This window comes from Nocardia sp. NBC_01329 (genome assembly GCF_035956715.1).
Lineage (GTDB): Bacteria > Actinomycetota > Actinomycetes > Mycobacteriales > Mycobacteriaceae > Nocardia.
In genome coordinates, this window is sequence record NZ_CP108381.1 from 4,516,235 (window position 1) to 4,534,251 (window position 18,017).

10 protein-coding genes and 1 tRNA gene are annotated in these 18,017 nt (G+C 67.9%); 6 read left to right on the forward strand and 5 right to left on the reverse strand.

Going from position 1 to position 18,017, the window contains the following annotated elements; all coding sequences use genetic code 11:
- The first annotated feature begins 91 nt into the window (after positions 1 to 91).
- Positions 92 to 388: an excalibur calcium-binding domain-containing protein gene (locus tag OG405_RS20385; RefSeq protein ID WP_327148068.1), complete on the forward strand. Its 297-nt coding sequence runs from the start codon at positions 92 to 94 to the stop codon at positions 386 to 388.
- A 78-nt stretch (positions 389 to 466) separates the two neighbouring features.
- Here the strand turns inward: OG405_RS20385 and OG405_RS20390 are convergent, their stop codons facing one another.
- A complete protein-coding gene (locus tag OG405_RS20390; RefSeq protein ID WP_058855232.1) occupies positions 467 to 688 on the reverse strand; it encodes a DUF3618 domain-containing protein in 222 nt (73 codons plus the stop codon).
- 213 nt (positions 689 to 901) lie between these two features.
- On the opposite strand from OG405_RS20390, the gene bcp reads away from it, so the two are divergent.
- The gene (gene bcp / locus OG405_RS20395; protein WP_327148069.1) at positions 902 to 1,375 is read left to right on the forward strand and encodes a thioredoxin-dependent thiol peroxidase; all 474 of its coding nucleotides are present in this window, start codon (positions 902 to 904) and stop codon (positions 1,373 to 1,375) included.
- A gap of 31 nt (positions 1,376 to 1,406) precedes the next feature.
- Here bcp and OG405_RS20400 read toward each other — a convergent pair whose 3' ends face one another.
- On the reverse strand, positions 1,407 to 2,213 hold the full coding sequence (locus tag OG405_RS20400) for a TetR/AcrR family transcriptional regulator (protein ID WP_327148070.1): 807 nt from the start codon (positions 2,211 to 2,213) through the stop codon (positions 1,407 to 1,409).
- A gap of 203 nt (positions 2,214 to 2,416) precedes the next feature.
- On the opposite strand from OG405_RS20400, the gene OG405_RS20405 reads away from it, so the two are divergent.
- The 3 genes from OG405_RS20405 (at position 2,417) to OG405_RS20415 (ending at position 5,027) form a co-directional block, all read left to right on the forward strand.
- A complete protein-coding gene (locus OG405_RS20405) occupies positions 2,417 to 3,367 on the forward strand; it encodes an ATP-binding cassette domain-containing protein (RefSeq protein ID WP_327148071.1) in 951 nt (316 codons plus the stop codon).
- Positions 3,368 to 3,452: 85 nt separating this feature from the next.
- Entirely contained in the window at positions 3,453 to 4,184 is a 732-nt protein-coding gene (locus tag OG405_RS20410; protein ID WP_327152425.1) for an ABC transporter permease, read from the forward strand.
- Positions 4,185 to 4,406: 222 nt separating this feature from the next.
- On the forward strand, positions 4,407 to 5,027 hold the full coding sequence (locus tag OG405_RS20415) for a TetR/AcrR family transcriptional regulator (protein ID WP_058855195.1): 621 nt from the start codon (positions 4,407 to 4,409) through the stop codon (positions 5,025 to 5,027).
- A gap of 81 nt (positions 5,028 to 5,108) precedes the next feature.
- Here OG405_RS20415 and OG405_RS20420 read toward each other — a convergent pair whose 3' ends face one another.
- The 3 genes from OG405_RS20420 to OG405_RS20430 form a co-directional block, all read right to left on the reverse strand.
- Positions 5,109 to 6,632, reverse strand: a complete 1,524-nt coding sequence (locus tag OG405_RS20420; RefSeq protein WP_327148072.1) for a class I adenylate-forming enzyme family protein — start codon at positions 6,630 to 6,632, stop codon at positions 5,109 to 5,111.
- A gap of 294 nt (positions 6,633 to 6,926) precedes the next feature.
- A complete protein-coding gene (gene acpS, locus OG405_RS20425) occupies positions 6,927 to 7,364 on the reverse strand; it encodes a holo-ACP synthase AcpS (RefSeq protein WP_327148073.1) in 438 nt (145 codons plus the stop codon).
- Between the two features lie 11 nt (positions 7,365 to 7,375).
- Positions 7,376 to 16,720: a fatty acid synthase subunit beta domain-containing protein gene (locus OG405_RS20430; protein ID WP_442790587.1), complete on the reverse strand. Its 9,345-nt coding sequence runs from the start codon at positions 16,718 to 16,720 to the stop codon at positions 7,376 to 7,378.
- Between the two features lie 387 nt (positions 16,721 to 17,107).
- On the opposite strand from OG405_RS20430, the gene OG405_RS20435 reads away from it, so the two are divergent.
- Positions 17,108 to 17,189, forward strand: a tRNA-Leu gene (locus tag OG405_RS20435).
- The last annotated feature ends 828 nt before the right edge of the window (positions 17,190 to 18,017 follow it).

Genomic DNA, 18,017 nt, shown 5'->3' on the forward strand with positions numbered 1-18,017 from the left:
AGTTGACAATCGACCTGGCCCTCACAACAGTGGGAGCCGCGCGTTCTCTTGTCGAACGCAGATCCACTCCCCAGCAGACATAGAGGAATTCATGAACGTACGCCAGCTCTATGTCAGTGCCGCCGCCGCGGGGCTGACTTTTCTGGCCGCTCCCGCTGCGAGCGCCATCCCGCTGCCCTCCCTGGCCGGCACCGGTTCCTCCGCGGCCGACGCCGTACTGGGCGCGACCGGATCGGCCCAGCTGACGCAGACCGGTTCGGCGGGCGGCGCCTTCAAGAACTGTGATGAAGCACGCGCCGCGGGCCGGGCGCCGATTTTCCGCGGTGAGCCCGGTTTCGGCCCCCACCTGGATCCCGACGGCGACGGGTTCGCTTGCCCCACCGTCTGATCCACGGTTACTGCGCGCGAACACCCGGTGACAGAGGTTCTGTCACCGGGTGTTCTGTATTCCGGGCCGGTACCCGGATCAGCGCAGGATCTTGAACAGCAGCGCGCCCACCGCGAGGACACCCACACCGATCAGGGTGTACTTCACTTTCGGCTCGTTCACCTTGGCAAGTGCCAACTGCTTGGTACCCTCGGCGATCCGCTGCGGATCGGCCCGCACGGCGATCTCGTCCAGAGTGCCGGCCAGCCGCTCCCGCGCGGCCTCGATCTCCTGCTCGATCCGCTCGGTATCCTTTGCCACCTTCACGCCTCCTGTAACTGGTCTGCCGCGTTCTCCGGCGGCCGATGATCGCCCCCGGACCGCGCTGTCACCGGACCGCGCCGGGGTTCGGGCTCGAGTGTATCCGCGCTCATGACGGCCGCTACCGCATCGCCCCGCCCTGCCCGGCGTCGGCGCCGGGCCACCTCGCGTATCCGGATTCGGGAGCCGAACGGTTCGGATACGGTAGCGAGGGTGACCGACAACCAGCGACTCTCCCCCGGCGACCCGGCGCCCGATTTCACCCTCCCCGATGCCGACGGCAAGGAGGTATCGCTCGCCGATTACCGCGGCCGCAAGGTCGTGGTGTACTTCTACCCGGCCGCGAGCACGCCCGGTTGCACGAAACAGGCCTGCGACTTCCGCGACAACCTCGGCGAGCTGAACTCCGCAGGTCTAGAGGTGATCGGTATCTCCCCCGACAAACCGGCGAAGCTCGCCAAGTTCCGGGATGCGGAGAAATTGAACTTCCCGCTGCTGTCCGATCCCGACCGGGCGGTACTCACCGCATGGGGAGCGTTCGGTCAGAAGACCATGTACGGCAAGCAGGTGACCGGCGTCATCCGCTCGACCTTCCTCGTCGACGCCGAGGGCAAAATCGAAGTGGCACAGTACAATGTGCGCGCTACCGGGCATGTCGCCAAATTGCGCCGCGATCTCTCCGTGTGAGCCCGGCACCACCCGGGCCCGGCCCGGGTGGTCACTCGTAGGACGCGACGAACCGCTCGTAGCCGTCGAGCAGTAGCGTCAGCCCGTTGTCGAAGAACAGGTCTCCCCACGATTCCTGCTCCTGTTCGAAGGCCTGGGCCCGCACGGCGGCGGTGAGGGCGGGAAATCGTTCGGGGTCGAGCACGCGGTCGACGATCGCCCAGTCACCTTCGGATTCGTCTTTCTCCGGTTCGATTTCCGCCGCCAGCCGTGCGCGGCCGATCACGTACAGCGACAAGTTCATCACCAACTGCAGTTTCATGGGCTCGGGTACGCGGGTCTGCCCCAGCGCGGCCAGGCCCGTCTCCAGCCAGGCCATATTGTTCGGGCCCAGCGGCGGCGCGCTCATGGGCGCGCTGAGCCAGCCCGGATGCCGACTGATCAGCCGATATTCCTCCTGCGCCCACAGTTCCAGCGCGCTGCGCCAAGGGGTACCGGCCGCGATGACGGGCGGCGTCCCGACCACCCGGTCGAACGCGATCTCCAGCAGGGTCGCCTTGCTGTCGACGTAGCGGTAGAGCGACATCGCGGTGAACCCGAGCCGCTCGGCGACCTTGTTCATCGACAGCGCGGCGAATCCGCTCTCGTCGGCGAGTTCGATCGTGGCGTCGACGATCTGTTCCAGACTCAGCCCGCGGCGGGGTCCGCGAGTGCCCGCGGGCGCGAGACCCCACATCAGCTCGACCGATTTCGGCAGCGGTGGACCTTCGCCGCCAGGCCGCGCCGCCTCCGGTTCGGACGCCGTTTCCCCGGCCGATCGTGGTTGCTTGTCCGGTTCGGGTTCGGCTGCGCTCGACATCGTTATCGACCTCTTCCGTTCTGATCGCTGCGCCCGATTGTCCGGGCTCGAGCACCGTGCCATAGTCCCGCGCCGATGCCCCTCATTCCTATCCCATCTGTTCCGGGACGGGCTTGCGCCCCGGATACAACTGTGTACTCTCTAATCAAAATATATGCTATATACAGTTTATGAGGCATGCAGTTTCTTGAACGGAGTCCACCATGACCACCCCACCCGCCATCTCCCTCACCGGGCTCGGCAAAGCCTTCGGTGACCACCGCGTACTCGACGACATCGACCTCGACATCACCCGCGGATCGGTGTTCTCACTACTCGGCCCCAACGGCGCCGGGAAGACCACGATGGTCCGCATCCTCGCCACACTGACCAGCCCGGACACCGGAACGATCCGGGTAGCCGGCCACGATCCGATCCGCGAACCCGACCGGGTACGCGCCGCCATCGGGGTCACCGGTCAGTACGCGGCCCTGGACAAAGTCCTCACCGGCACCGAGAACCTGCACATGGTCGGGCGACTACTCCACCTGAACCGGGCCGAAGTCCGGCAGCGCACCAGCGATCTACTGGAACGCTTCGAACTCACCGAGGCCGCAAACCGGCCCACCAGCACCTACTCCGGCGGAATGCGCCGCCGCCTCGATCTGGCCATGAGCCTGATGGGGCGGCCGGAGGTGGTCTTCCTGGACGAGCCCACCACGGGCCTCGACCCGCGCAGCCGACGCGAACTGTGGCAGGTGATCCGAGAACTGGTCGGCGACGGCGTCACGGTTTTCCTCACCACCCAATACTTGGAGGAGGCCGATCAACTCGCCGACCGGATAGCGGTCCTGCACGACGGCCGGATCGTGGCCGACGGCACCGCCGCCGAACTCAAACAACTCACTCCCGGCGGCCATATCCTGTTCCGTTTCGCTGACCGGGCGGCACTGGCCGCCGCCGCCCGGGCGACCGGTCACCCCGAAACCGATCCGGACGAACTCACCCTGCAGGTCCCGTCCGACGGCAGCGTCACCCACCTCAAATATCTGCTCGACGAATTCACCGACCTCGACATCGCCGTCGCGCGACTGAGCGTGCACACACCCGACCTCGACGATGTGTTCTTCGCGCTCACCAGCCGTCCCGCCGAACCGGTTCCGGCCGCGTCCTGACCCGTTCCGAAATCGCCCTCTCCACCAGCCACAGAAAGCCACACGAGTGACCACCTTCACCCACAGCGCCCAGGACGCGGCCACCATGACCGGCCGCAATATCCGCCACACGCTGCGCAGCCCCGACGCGTTGATCAGCACACTGGCCCTGCCGATCATCATCCTGCTCATGTTCGTCTATGTTTTCGGTGGCGCCATGGACGTCGGCGACGGCACCTTCGTGGACTATGTCGTACCCGGAATCATCCTGCTGTGCGCCAGTTTCGGCTCCGCGGCCACCGCGGTCGGCGTCTCGGTGGATATCACCGAAGGGATCGTGGCGCGGTTCTGCACCATGGCCATCAGCCGGTCCGCGTTCTTGACCGGCCATATCGCCGAAAGCCTGCTGCGCAATATGGCGGCCGGCGCGGTAGTCGTGGGTGTGGCGCTGGCCATCGGTTTCCGCCCCACCGCCGATCCGGTGCGCTGGCTCGCGGCGGCGGCGCTCCTCGCGCTGATCGTGCTGGCGCTGTCCTGGGTATCGGCCTGTTTCGGGCTGATCGCCGGCAGTCCCGAGGCCGCCAACGGATTCACCGTCTTCGCGATGTTCCTCCCCTATATCAGCAGCGCATTCGTACCGCCGGAGACCATGCCGAGCTGGCTGCGCGGTTTCGCCGAGCACCAGCCTGTGACGCCGGTGATCGAAACCTTGCGCGGTTTACTGGTAGGAACCCCGATCGGCAACAGCGCCGTTCTCGCGCTCGCCTGGTGGGGCGGAATCGCCGCGGTGGGGTACGTCGCGGCACTGGTCCTCTTCCGCAGACGCACCCGCGGATAACGCCGAATCCGCCGGACCGGCGTACCGAACCGCCGGTGTCGCATACCCGGTGCGGCGGTATTTCCGTGGTGAGACATGACAGACTCACCGTCACAGTTCCGCACTCTGCACCACTGGTTTCCCGCAACCGCTAGCCTGGGACAGGTGAACGTACGGACGGAGGCCAGGGCCAAACGGCGTCCGGACCCTGCGCTGGAACTTCAGGACGACCCGCAAGAACTGATGCCGCGCCGGCGTCCGACCCAGGAACGCAGTAAACGCAAGTTCGACGCGCTGCTGCAGTCGTCGCGCGAACTGCTGGTGGAGGTCGGTTTCGAGTCGTTCACCTGCGAAGAGGTCGCCGCGCGGGCAGAAGTGCCCATCGGCACCCTGTACCAGTTCTTCGCCAACAAGTACGTGATCGTCTGCGAGCTCAATCGGCAGGACCTGGTGGCGGTATCGCAGGAACTCGCCGATTTCCACGGCGAGATCCCGTCGCTGGACTGGCTGCGGCATATGAACCAGTTCGTCGACCATCTGGCCAGCCTCTGGATGACCGATCCGTCCCGGCGCGAAGTGTGGCTGGCCATGCAGTCCACTCCGTCCACCCGGGCGACCGGCGCCATCCACGAGAAGGAGTTCGCCGAGGTCGTCTCGCAGATGCTGCGACCGCTGACCCCCCGGACGCCACGTGCCCGGCGCACCATGATGGCCGAGGTACTGGTGCACGTGGTGTATTCGATGATGAATTTCTCGGTGCAGGACGAACAGAGTCACGCCGACGCGGTCGCCGAACTCAAACGGCTCATGGTCGCCTATCTCCTGGTCGCGGAGAAGGAATCCCGCACCGCCAGTCAACGCTGATCTCACCCGTCACGCACGGCGGTTCCGTCCCGTCCGGCCGGGACAACCTACAGGGAATCCGCGACAGGCACTTCGGGCATGTCAGCCCTTGCCTTCTCTGAGTTCACGTTTCAGGACCTTGCCGCTCCCCGCCTTGGGGAGATCACCCACGAACTCGACGATCCTCGGGCACTTGTAATGGGCAAGCCGACCCTCGAGCCAGCCGAGCAGTTCCGACTCGTCGAGCTCTTGACCCCGACGCAGCACCACGACCGCTTTGACCGTCTCACCCCAGTGCGGGTGCGGTACGCCGACGACGGCGGTCTCGAGCACCGCGGGGTGCGCGCCGATCGCGTTCTCGACCTCGACCGAGTAGACGTTCTCGCCGCCCAGGATGATCATGTCCTTGAGCCGATCGCGGACGTAGAGGAATCCGTCGGCGTCGATCATCCCGATATCGCCGGTACGGAACCAGCCGTCGGCGGATATCGCCGCCGCGGTCTCCGCCGGTTTGTTCCAATAGCCTGTGGTCAATTGCGGCGTCCGCAGCCAGATCTCGCCATCCGCACCGGTGCCGACATCGCGACCGGTGGAAACATCGACGATTCGGCACTCACAGTTGGGCGCGACGGTGCCGACGCTGCCCGGATGCCGGTCGACCTCCCCCCGGCGAAGGGTCGGCGCGATCGCCACCCCGGCACAGGTTTCGGTCAAGCCGTAACCGTGCGAAAAGCCGGTCTGTGGCAGCATCTCCATCGCCTGCTCGATCATCGAGCCGGTCGAGGGCGCCGAGCCGTAGATGATCACCTCGAGACTGGACAGGTCGAAGGTTTCGGCGGCCTTCTCGGCAACCAGGCTGTTCAGCAGGGTCGGCACCAGGCTGGTGTGGGTGACACGCCGCTCCTCGACGGCGCCGGCGATCTCGGCGAGCGAGCTCCCCGACGGGATGACCACCTCACCGCCCAGGTGCACACAGCACATCACCGAGCTCATCCCGCTCATCCGGAACAGCGGCAGGCAGGCCATGTACCGCATCTCCGGGTGCAGCGCCCAGGCCGCCGCCGCATGCTGGGCCATCTCCCGCAGATTTCGCTCGACGAGCTGGACGCCCTTGGGCTCGCCCGTGGTGCCGGTCGTGTAGGCCAGCAGCACGAGGGACTCGTCGGTCTGGTGGACATCCGGCGCCCGGCCGGAATCTCCCGTGGCATACCAGCGCTCGAAGTCGGAACCTTCTTCGGATCTGTCCAGCCGGACCACCGGGCACCCGGGGTCCGCACCGGGTGCCAACTCCTGATCGGCGAAGAGAAGGGAGGGTTTGCAATCGTCCAGAACAGCCCGGAGCTCGTCCGCCGCCAGCCGCCAGTTCAGGCCGACCAGCACGATACCGGCCCAGGAGGCAGCGTAGACGAGCTGGACGTAGGCCAAGTCGTTGTGCGCGAGCACCGCCACCCGGTCTTCCCGGCGCAGACCGGCAGCGTGCAGCCGGTCCGCGATCCGCGCCACGTCCCCGGCGAACTCCGCATAGGTCTGCGACCCGGCGGGCGCGCTGACCGCGCGAGATCCGCCGCGGTCCCGGGCATGCCCGGCCAACAGGCCTGCGAGAGTCAGGGGATGAGATGTGGTCATCGGCGTCTCTCCTGGATCCTCGGAAGCTCTAGGACATCCTGCTCCCTCTCCTGCGCTCCTATCTCCCGTAGGTGGGAACCGTTCGGGCACTGAGGCTCTGGCCCAGGTAGCGGATCATCGCCCGGCAACTGATCGCCCGGGCGACGCGAAAGGCTCGGCTGTGCGGGCGACGCGAAAGGCTCGGCTGTGGTGGCACAGCCGAGCCTTCCGCGTTGTCTACCGTCTACCTGACCATCGGGCAGTGTTCGACGTCTTCTCGAAGCCACCACCACCGCGGGCCGTTCGTTGTCTTCGTCAGTTCTCCGCCGACCGACCCTCGATCAGATCGGCGAGTTCGCCCGGGTCCTCCAGCACCACCATCGCGGCCGCCGTATCACCGTCGTGGGTGAGCGACAGGTGCACCCGAACCCGCGGCAGGAACTCCGCGGCCAGGCCGTGCAATTTGATGCTAGGCCTGCCCCAGGCGTCGTTGACGACCTCGATCAGCGGGTACGGGTTGTCCCCGATCTGCGGGCGACGGGCGAACCGGGAGGAGGCCCAGGCTTTGAGCACAGCCTCCTTCGCCGCCCACCGCGCCGCGTAACTGCGGGCCGGATCGGTGGCCTTGCTCTGGCAGTATCGCCGCTCACCGGCGGTGAAACTCTCCCTGAGCATGGTCGTTCCGGCACGGTCCAATTGTTCGGCGAACTCGGAGATGGTCACCAGGTCCAAGCCGATTCCGAGGATTGTCACAGTCGCGCAGCCTACGGTGTGCCGGCGGAGTCGGCATCGGAACCGCCACCGGTGAACTGTCCGGTCTCGCAACCGGCTCCACCGACCTGGTAGATCCCGCCGGCACCGAGCCGGGCATCCTCGGACAGCAGCATATCGGCCTCGAGACCGCGAATCCGCGCCGCCGGAGTGCCGTCACCGCCGAGACGCCGGTCGGCCGGACGCTCGTAGAGCGCCGCGCCACCGCACATCGCCTCGACGATCCGCTGCCGGCCCGCGAGCAGCCGTTCCTGCGCCCGGCGCTGGTACTGCGCCCGGCGCTCCGGCTCGATCGCCTGGACGAACGCCTCGGGGTGCACGATCGCGAGGAGACCGGACACATGCCCGAAGCCGAGCGAGGTGACCAGACCGGCCTTGAGCGGGAACCGGTCGCCGAAGCGCAACGCCTCACGCACCCACACCAGATGCGGGTACTCCGCCATCTTCTCGTCCACGCAGTCCAGGCTGCGGTTCGGCGGGACCACACCGCTCTCCAGCACCTGGCACAGACCGATCAGCTGGAACGCGGCGGCACCACCCTTGGCATGCCCGGTGAGGCTCTTCTGCGAGACCACGAACAGCGGGGCGCCCGTGGACCGGCCGACGGCCGCGGCCAGCCGCTCGTGCAGTTCGGACTCGTTCGGATCGTTGGCCGCGGTGGAGGTGTCGTGTTTGGACACCACCGCGATATCGTCCGGGCCGACACCGAGTTTGCGCAGTTCCGCGGCGAAACGGGATTCCCGGCCGCCCCGGCCCGCTCCCAGGGCGCCCAGGCCGGGCGCCGGGATGGAGGTGTGCACGCCGTCGGCGAAGGACTGAGCGTAGGCGACCACACCGAGCACCGGCAGACCCAGTTCCAGCGCCACATCACCGCGAGCCAGCAGTACGGTGCCACCGCCCTGCGATTCCACGAATCCGCCGCGACGGCGGTCGTTGGCGCGGGAGAAGTAGCGGTCGCTGATGCCCTTGGCGCTCATGGCCGCCGAATCCGCGGTGGCCGACATATCGCCGAAGCCGACGATGCCCTCGATACCGAGATCGTCGAAGCCACCGGCCACGACCACCTCGGCCTTACCGAGCTTGATCTTGTCGACGCCTTCCTCCACCGATACTGCGGCGGTGGCGCAGGCCGCGACCGGATGCACCATGGCGCCGTAGCTGCCGACGTAGGACTGCACCACATGCGCCAGCGCGACGTTGGGCAGCGCCTCCTGCAGGATGTCGTTGGGGCGCGGCTCGCCGAGCAGATTGTCGACGTAGAGCGAACGCATCGACGACATACCGCCCATCCCGGTGCCCTGGGTGTTGGCCACCAGGCTCGGGTGCACCCAGCCCATCAGCTCCGACGGGCTGAATCCGGACCCGACGAACGCGTCGACGGTGCAGGCGATGTTCCACAGCGCGACCCGATCGATCGAGGACGCCATATCGGCGGAAATACCCCAGACGGTGGGATCCCAGCCGGTCGGGATCTGCCCGCCGACGGTCCGGGACAGGTTCGCCCGGCGCGGCACCCGGATCTCGGTGCCGGCCTTGCGGGTCACCGTCCAGTCACCGGAATCGGCGACCGGGGTGATGACTGTGTGCTCGGGGCCGGCCGCGTAGAAGGCACGCGCCTCGGCCTCGCCGCCGACCGTGAACGACAGATCCTGATCCAGGAACACCGAGGTCATCAGCGGGCTGCTGTTGTCGACCATGGCACCGTCGTCGGCGTAGCGGCGGATACCGCACCGCTCGACGACCGCGTCGTGATAGCGCTCGGCCAGTTCGTGTTCCGGTACGAGATCACCGGATTCGGTGTCGTACCAACCCGGCTTGGGATCGTTCTCCCAGGTCACCATGCCGGTGGTCCAGGCCAGCTCCAGGACGCCGCCCGCCGACAGTTCGTCGGAGACCTCCATCTCGAACCGGGTCCGCGCGGACCCGTACGGTCCGAGCTCACCGGCACCGACGATGACGACCATATCGGCGAGATCGGTGGTGACCGCGCCCCATTCGGGGACGGGCAGGGCCGAGCTCAGCGCCGGCGGCGCGGGCAGCGCGGGGATCCGCGGCGCATCCGACTCGTCGGCCGCGTCGGTCTCCTCGGCATCCGCGGCCTCCTGAGCCTGCTTCGCCAGGGCGGCCAGATCCAGGTCTGCGTCGGCCAGTCCGCCGGTGAGGTCGACCTGTCGCGGAGCCGTCGCGGTGACCTCACGGGCCTGCGCGGTCGCCCAGTTCAGCAGTTCACCGGCGATCTCGTCGGTGGACCAGGTCTGTACACCGGCCTGTTCGACCGCGTCGACCATGGGATCGTTATGGCCCATGAGCCCGGTGCCCCGGACCCAGCCGATCAGCGCGTGCACCAGGGTGACCCGGCTCGACCACGACTTCTCGGCCCGCCACTTGGCGACCACAGCGTCCAGCGCGGCCTTGGCCTCGCCGTAGGCGCCGTCACCGCCGAACAGTCCGCGGTTGGGCGAACCGGGCAGCACCACATGCAGTTTCGCGTCTACATCGTGGTCGGCGCCCAGGGTGGACAGACCACCGATCAACCGCTCGACCGACCACAGCAGTACCCGCATCTCCATTTCGGCGCGGGCGCCGGCGTCGGAGAGGTAGCCGGAGACCCGCGGCGCCGCGAACGGCAGCAGCAGGGTGGGGGTCAGCGCGTCCTTGGTCTTGATCTTGGCACCACCGGCGTTGTCCACCTGTTCGGTACCGACCCAGTCGATGAGAGCGTCGATATCGGTGTAGGAGGCCATATTCGCCGGAACAACCCACAGGGCCGCACCGTGGCGGGCGTTGGCGCGGTAGAGGTCGCGGTAGAAGCCGAGCCGGGTGTCGTCGAGACGTGAGGTGGTGACCACCACGGTCGCGCCGCCACCGAGCAGGCGACCGGCCAGCGCGGCGGCGATGGACCCCTTGCTCGCACCGGTGATCACCGCGACCTCATCGGCCCACTCGCCGGCTTCGGCGCTGTCGCGCGCCGCCGTGGCGATCTGCTCGAAGTGACCGGCGAGCACCGAACGCGCCTCGTGCACGGCCCGCTGCCGCCACCAGTCGGCCTGCGCGGCAACGGCTTCGCCGGCACCGGCGAAACCGGTGACCGGCAGCTGCGCGGTCACGGCGTCGTCACCCAGCCACAGGCGGGCCAGATCCTCACGCGCGGTGGCCCACCGGTCGTCGATGAGCAGCGCCTTGCGCGCGTCGAATGCCGGGGCGACCAGCCGCGGCCAGTCCGAACCCAGTTCGGCCGACACCAGATCGACGAGGCCGTCCTCGGTGGCTTCCGGGGCCGAGGACCGCTCGCTCAGGCCGAGCTGTTCCAGCACCAGCCGAGCCGCGGAAGCCAGCACACCGTCCTTGCCGGTGATCTGCTCGGTGAACTCGCCGAGCGCCGCGGCATCCACGGTGCCGCCGCCGGACCCACCCGCGGAGGGCAGCGATACCGCGACCCCGCGCCGTGCCGCGACCGCCTGTACGGCGGCGTCGATCGCGGCATCCACGGAGGCGCCGTCGGTGAGCGCACCGGAGACGAGACCGCCCAGGTCACCGCCGCGCACACTGGTGCCCTCGCGGGTACCGAGCGAGACCTCGGCGGTGATGTGGCTGGCCCAGCCCTCACCCAGTTCCCAGACCTTCTTCACCCGTTCGGCGATCGCGGCCGGCCGCTTACCGGACGGCCCGAACACCTTGCGCAGATGGTCGCTGATCGAATCGCTGAGCACCGAGCCGAACGGCTTGTAGGTGCGGGCGAGACGTTCCACGGTCGCCGAGAGGGCACCCATATCGGCGTCGGCCGCACCGTCGATCGCGCCCAGCGAGAGTTCTGATCCGAGATCGACCAGCAGCTGATTACGACGCGAGGACACGCCGTCGCAGAGTCCCTCGATCGTATCGACGGGACCGATCTGGTCGATCCGGAGTTTGGTCCACAGCGCGATCAACACCCGGGTCGCGTCGGCCGCGGTGAAGGTGATGTCATCGGGTCGCGGTCCACCGGTCGCGGCGGGAGCCGCGGCCACCGGTGCCGCGGCCGGGGCGGCCGCGGCGGCGGGCGCGTCGGCGACCTCTTCCACGGGATCGTCCGCCGGTGCCGGATCGGTATCGGTCGAGTACACGACCGCCGCCTCACGCTCGATATTGAGCACTTCCACGGTGGCCGTGGCGAAAGCGGGAAGCTTCAGTGTCTGGCTCGCCAGGTTCGCCACCGTCGGGGTGGCACCCAGCCCGACCTCCACGAAACGTTCCACGTCCAGGTCACCGAACAGCAGATCTTGGGTTTCGATCCAGCGCACCGGGCTGGCGAACTGCCAGGCCAGCAGTTCGATCAGCACCACGCGGCACAGTTCGCTCGGCCGCTGCGCCCAGGAGTCGAAATCGGCGAGCACCGCCGCGAGCGGTTCGGAGGGCACCAGATCGGCGATCTCGGCGACGAACTCGCGCTCCAGCGAGAACAGCTTCGGCACGAGGTTCGGGATATAGCGTCCGACCAGCACCTCCGGCTGCAGCTCCTCGGGCAGCAACTGCTCGAGTTTGCCCCGGAACTCCGGAACGCCCTTGCGCAGCACGGTCGAATGGAACGGCACATCGATACCCGGGACCAGGATGAAGGCCCGCTTACCGCCGAATTCGGCGCGCCGCCGATCGATCTCGGCCTCCAGCGCTTCCAGACCGGCGACGGTGCCCGCGATGGCGTACTGCGAACCCCGCAGGTTCAGGTTCACCACTTCCAGGAATTCACCGACCTGCTCGCCGACGCCGGAGACGAAACCGATCACCTCGTCGTCGGGCAGCCCGATCTGCGAGGGGCGGATCGCGGCCATCCGGTAGTCGCTGCGGCCCTGTGCGTCGCGCGGGACCAGCTCGTGCATGGCCGAACCGCGCTGGAAGACCACCTCGAGGACGGCCTCGAGCGGCAGTACACCGGCCACGGCGGCGAGAGCGTTGTACTCACCGACCGAGTGCCCGGCCAGCAGCGAACCCTCCACGAACGCACCGGCTTCGCGGAGTTCCGCGACCTGTGCGACACCGAGGGTCGCCATGGCGACCTGGGTGAACTGGGTCAGATGCAGCACGCCGTCCGGATGCCGGTGCTCGACCCCGCGCGCCTTCAGATAGGTCGGGTTGTCCCGCACCACGGCCAGGATCGAGAAGCCCAAAGCTTCCCGGGTGTGCTTATCGGCCCGGTCCCAGATGGCCTTGGCGGCCTTGGACCGCGACCGCGCGTCCAGGCCCATTCCCTTGCGCTGGATGCCCTGGCCCGGGAAGGCGTAGACGGTCTTCGGCGCGGCGGTACGACCGGTAGCGGTCATCACCAGATCTCCACCGGCACGGCAGGAGACCTCGACGATCTCGTCACCCGCGTCGACAGCGACCCGTTCCACCCGGACATCGATATCGGCGCCCGGCCGCACCATGCCGAGGAACCGGGTGGTCCAGGCGGTCACGGTGCGCGCCGGCACCGACGCCTGCGTGTCCACCGCGGACACCGCGTGCTGCGCGGCGGCCGACAGCCACATCCCGTGCACGATCGGGCTACCCAGCCCGGCGAGTTTCGCCGCGGAGTCACTGGTGTGAATGGGGTTGTGGTCGCCGGATACCGCGGCGAACGCGGCCATGCTCCGGGGGGCGATCATGGTGACGTCCCGGCGCCGGCGGCGCGGTGTCTCGGTGGCTTCGTCGCTCACCGTGCCCGCTGCCCGCGGCGGATCGGTCAGTTCGCCCGCGCCGGTCCGTCCGCGGATCGCGAAACGCTCGGCCAGCCGGGCCAGCGGTACCACGTCCAAGCCCTTGTCACGCATCTCACCGACGGTGACCTCCACCTCGACCACTCGGCCGAGATCGGTATCGATCACGGCGCCGGAAACGGCGCGCACCACGAGAATGCTGGTCTCATCGGGGAGTTCACGCAGCAACTCGATCCGGTGGTCGAGATGCACCAGATCCAGCATGCCCTCGATCACGCTGGTATCGGCCCCGGTCCGCGCCGCACCGAGTACCGCGAAGACCGCGGGCCAGCACGCGCCCACCAGGACATCCGGCGCGGTGCGGCCCAGGGTGCTCAGATTCGCCGGCAGACCGGCCCCGGTGACTCCGGCGTGATCGGCGACCAGATCCGGCGTCCAGGCCAGATTGAGGTGCGCGACACCACCCTTCACCTCGGGCAGCGTCTGACCGGCCGCCACACCCAGCAGTGCGGACATCGCCACATCGGCATCGGATTCGGTGACCACCGGCGCGCCGCCGTTGTACACGGTCACCGGAACCGTGATGCGGATACGCACCACGTGCCCCGCGTACAGCGGGACGGTCAGTTCTACGTAGTTGTTCTCCGCTTCGGGACCCTCGGTCTCGACGAGGGTGGCTCCGGTCGGCGGGTGCACCGCGCCCTTCTCGTCCACCGTCCACTCGTGCAGATCACCGAGGCGATGCACGGGGTTCACGGTGGCCCGGCCCGACCAGCTCACGTCCGGCGCGGCCAGCACCACATCGATCGGGCCGCTGGTCACGTAGGCCACGCGGCGGGCATCGACCGCGGTCGGCGCCACACCATCGCGGACCAGTGTGTAGGCGGTGTCCTGCTCGAATCGGTCCAGCAGTTCGCCCACCGGCTCGTCCACCCGGGTGATCCCGGCGACCGCGACGGTGCCCGGGATGACGCAGACCTGGTCGGCGGAGTACCGCGGATCGTGTGCCTGCCACAGCGAATCCGAACGCCACCAGCGCCGCACGTCCTGATCCACCACGGGTACGAAGTTGACCGGCTTGCCCGGGGTCTTGCACAGGGTGACGAAGAACGGCACGTCCGCGGGATGCAGCACGGTCTGCGCGGCAGCGGGGTACCGCTCGCTCAGGGCGGTGAGTGCGGCCGCCGGATCTTCCAGATCCTCGTCCCGGAACAGCGATTCGATCTCACCGCGGTCCTCCGGCGCGAGCCGGGCCTCGGCGCGGCGCAGCATCTCGGCGAACCGGTCCCGCCAGCTGATGTCCAGCCACACCGACTGGGTGGCCGCGGCGATCGCGTCGCCGAGATCGGTACCACAGTCGAAATCCTGGCGACGCTCCTGCCCGATCGCGAGATCCACATAGCGTTCGAGCCAGGCGAGGTAGGTCATGGTCGCCGCATCACCGAAGTAGGGCTTGGCAGTCCCGTTCAGCGCGGCGATGATCTCGGCGCGACGCTCGGCCACCGCGTCGGCGTCTCCCGCCACCTCGTCGAGCAGGCGACCGGTCCGCGAGGCGGCATTGTCGATCTCGTGGATATCGGCGCCCAGCTGGCTACGGCCCGAGGCCATTCCGCCGTTCGCGGTCCCCGCGCCCACCCAGTCCGGGGTACCGGGAGTGTCGACCAGCAGCTGCTTCACCTCGGGCGTGGTGGTGGCCTCCAGCGTCGCCATCGCCGCGGTACCGACCAGCACGCCGTCCAGCGGCATCACCGGGTAGCCGTGCGGCGCGGACCAGGTGCCGGTCAGGTATTCGGTGGCCCGCTCCGGGGTTCCGATCCCGCCGCCGACGCAGACCACGACGTTTCCGTGGGTGCGCAGTTCGGCGTAGGTCTCGAGCAGGAGATCGTCGAGGTCCTCCCAGGAGTGGTGCCCGCCGGCCTTACCGCCCTCGATATGCACGATCACCGGATAGTCCGGCACCTCGCCGGCGATCCGGAGCACCGCGCGGATCTGCGCGACCGTGCCCGGTTTGAACGCGACGTGGCTGATGCCCGCCTCGGTCAGTTCCGCGATCAGCGCGACGGCTTCCTCGAGCTCCGGGATACCGGCGGTGACGATCACACCGTCGAACGGAGCGCCCGCCGCGCGGGCCCGCTGAACCAGCCGCTTACCCCCCAGCTGCAGTTTCCACAGGTACGGGTCCAGGAACAGCGAATTGAACTGCACCTGCCGTCCCGGGTGCAGCAGTTCCCGCAGATCCGCGACGCGGTCGGCGAAGATCTGCTCGGTCACCTGGCCGCCACCGGCCAGTTCCGCCCAGTGCCCGGCATTGGCCGCGGCCGCGACGATCTTCGCGTCCACCGTGGTCGGGGTCATACCCGCGAGCAGAACGGGCGAACGCCCGGTGAGTTTGGTGAACGCGGTCTCGACCACGATACGGCCGTTGGGCAGCCGCACCGGGCGGGGCGCGAACGCGGTCCACGGCTGCGCGATCTCCGGGGTCGCGCCCGGGGTCAGCAGATTACGTTGACCGGTCCGGGTGGCCGCCGCGATGATGCCTACCCCGCTGCCCTTCAGCGAATTGCCGCTGACCCGGGAGAGCAGGTCGCCGGGGCCCAGGTCCAGGATCCATTCGGCACCGGAGGTCACCACAGCGTCCACGGTCGCGACCCAGTCGACGGGTTCGACCAGGATGTCGCGCGCCAGCTCCCCGGCGAGTTCGGTGTCGAGCCCGCACTGCCCGGCCCAGCCGGCGACCAGTTCGACGGTGTCGGTGAGCGCCGGGTGGTGGAACGCGACGTCGATCTCGAGATCCTCGAAGACCGGCGCGAATACCGAGCCGCCGCGCTGTTTGGCCGAGCGCTCCCGGTCCTGTTCGGCGTGCAACTGCGCACAGCGTTGCTGTACGCGGCGCAGCTGGTCGGGGGTTCCGGACAGGACCACCCGGCGCCGGCCGTTGCGGATCGACAGCACCGCGGCCACCATCGGGTCCACGCCCGCCGATACCTCGGCGAGTACGGCGCGCAGTTCGTCGGGATCGACATTGGACACCGCGACCATCGACGACCGATCCCCGATCGGCATCAGCCCGCGCCGCCGCGCGACCAGTCCGGCGGCCGCGCCGACCAGCTGGGCGATCGCGAGAATCTCCGCGTCCTGCTCACCGGCCGCCCGCACCGCGGCAGCCGCCAGCAGTCCCTGCGAATGCCCGACCACCGCGACCGGCGCGATCTCGGCCGGGTCCAGTCCCTGCAACCGCAGTGCGCGCAGGGCGGCCAGCTGGGTCAGCAGCACACCGGGCATGGAAACCGCCGCCGACCGCAGCACCCGCTCCGGCGGTGCGTCCGACGTTTCGGTCTCGTCGTCGGCGAGGTCGTCCTCCAGCATCCAGGCGACGGGGTCGAATCCCACCGGACGGACGGTCAGAAGCTGGTCCGCAACGGGTTCCAGCAGCGTGGCCGCCTCGTTGACCAGTGCAGTGAGCTCGGGCTCCAGGGCGGCGTCACGACCGATCTCGGCCAGTTCGCCCAGCCAGCTCGCACCCTGTCCACCGAAGGCGAGCGCGTACGGGGTTCCTTCACGCAACCGGTCCAGCAACGGCGTGCGATTCGTCTCGGTCACGGTCCTGCCTGCGGCCATATCCACCTGGTGCCCGGCTCCGGACGCAGTGCTCTCGTTGATCGTCAAGACGCTTCGACTTTCTCTCGTGGCGACATGTCTTCGGAGACTTCCCCGGCTCCCAGTCCGCGCGCGGGCGGTCCACGCCCATCGGCCTGCTCTCAGCGAGAATGACACAAAATCATGAGGGAATCCTCACGTTTCCCTGACCGTGCGCCGACTACCGGCGGGTATTCGTGCACTTATGTACCAGAATCGAAGCAAACATGAACCTCCCTCATGTTTGAACCCCCTGGTGAGGACCAATACTTACCCACGCGAAACGTGAGCACTCCTCATATTGGCGGTTACCGAATCGTTATAATCGCAGGTGGGGTTACCGGTGAGTACAAACACTCGCCCACGTCTTCGCGATCCGGCGCGCGCCCGGTAGAGTTTGGACGGTCGTACCATCAAGCGCGAGTGGCGAAATTGGCAGACGCGCCAGATTTAGGTTCTGGTGTCCACGGACGTGGGGGTTCAAGTCCCCCCTCGCGCACAACTCCTGCACGGATCTCCGTCGTTATGACGGAGATCCGTGCGCAAGAGTCCTCACCCCGAGCCATCCGCTGCTCCCGGGCAACCCCACTGAGCAGAGCCTCGCGCCTATCGAAGCACACCCGCCGCCCGACCACGTCGACTTCGAGGACGTGAGCTGAGTCGAACCGAGTCGTCGTGAGTGCGGATCAGCGCCCGGCTCTCGGATTGAGGGCAACGTATGCCCAGACCGATGTTGATCTTGTACGAAGTCGGTGTGGCGCCGTATTCGGGACGCGGCCCGCGTCGGGTCGGCCACCTCGAACCAGGATCTGAGACGCGCCCATGATCATGACTCGAGTACTCTTCGCCGCGGTCTACGGTGACCAGGAGCGCACCGACGAGCTCACCGAGGATTTGTGAGCACCCATCCGCACCGCACAAGAGTCGACACACCTGGTTGTCCAGCTGTACTGCACGCCGGTCCAAGCGGATTCCGTTCGAACAGCCGTCATCGCCGAGCTGGCGAAGTACACCGAGTTCAGTCGGGCCGAGGTCGGATTGGAGCAGGAAGCCGAGATCGATTACGAGATGCATCTGGACTGGGCCGGTGAACATTCGGGCCAAGACGTGGGTAACCGCGCCTACTACCTGCTGGAGATGACCGCACCGGTCGATGTACCGGAATCGCTTCTGCGGAAAGCGGAAACCGACATCATCGAGTGGATCGGCTCGACCTACAACGACGGTGACATCGTCGAGTTCCCGTGGGCAAGCCGCGCCGGAACAACACTGCAGGCTCGACCCAAGACGAAGAGCTGGGCGGCGCCCCTTACGGGTGCCGCCCCGC

Coding starts and splice junctions, on each gene's coding strand:
- OG405_RS20385 (WP_327148068.1), top strand. CDS start 92: ATGAACGTACGCCAGCTCTATGTCAGTGCCGCCGCCGCGGGGCTGACT.
- OG405_RS20400 (WP_327148070.1), bottom strand. CDS start 2,213: ATGTCGAGCGCAGCCGAACCCGAACCGGACAAGCAACCACGATCGGCC.
- OG405_RS20405 (WP_327148071.1), top strand. CDS start 2,417: ATGACCACCCCACCCGCCATCTCCCTCACCGGGCTCGGCAAAGCCTTC.
- OG405_RS20410 (WP_327152425.1), top strand. CDS start 3,453: ATGACCGGCCGCAATATCCGCCACACGCTGCGCAGCCCCGACGCGTTG.
- OG405_RS20415 (WP_058855195.1), top strand. CDS start 4,407: ATGCCGCGCCGGCGTCCGACCCAGGAACGCAGTAAACGCAAGTTCGAC.
- OG405_RS20420 (WP_327148072.1), bottom strand. CDS start 6,632: ATGACCACATCTCATCCCCTGACTCTCGCAGGCCTGTTGGCCGGGCAT.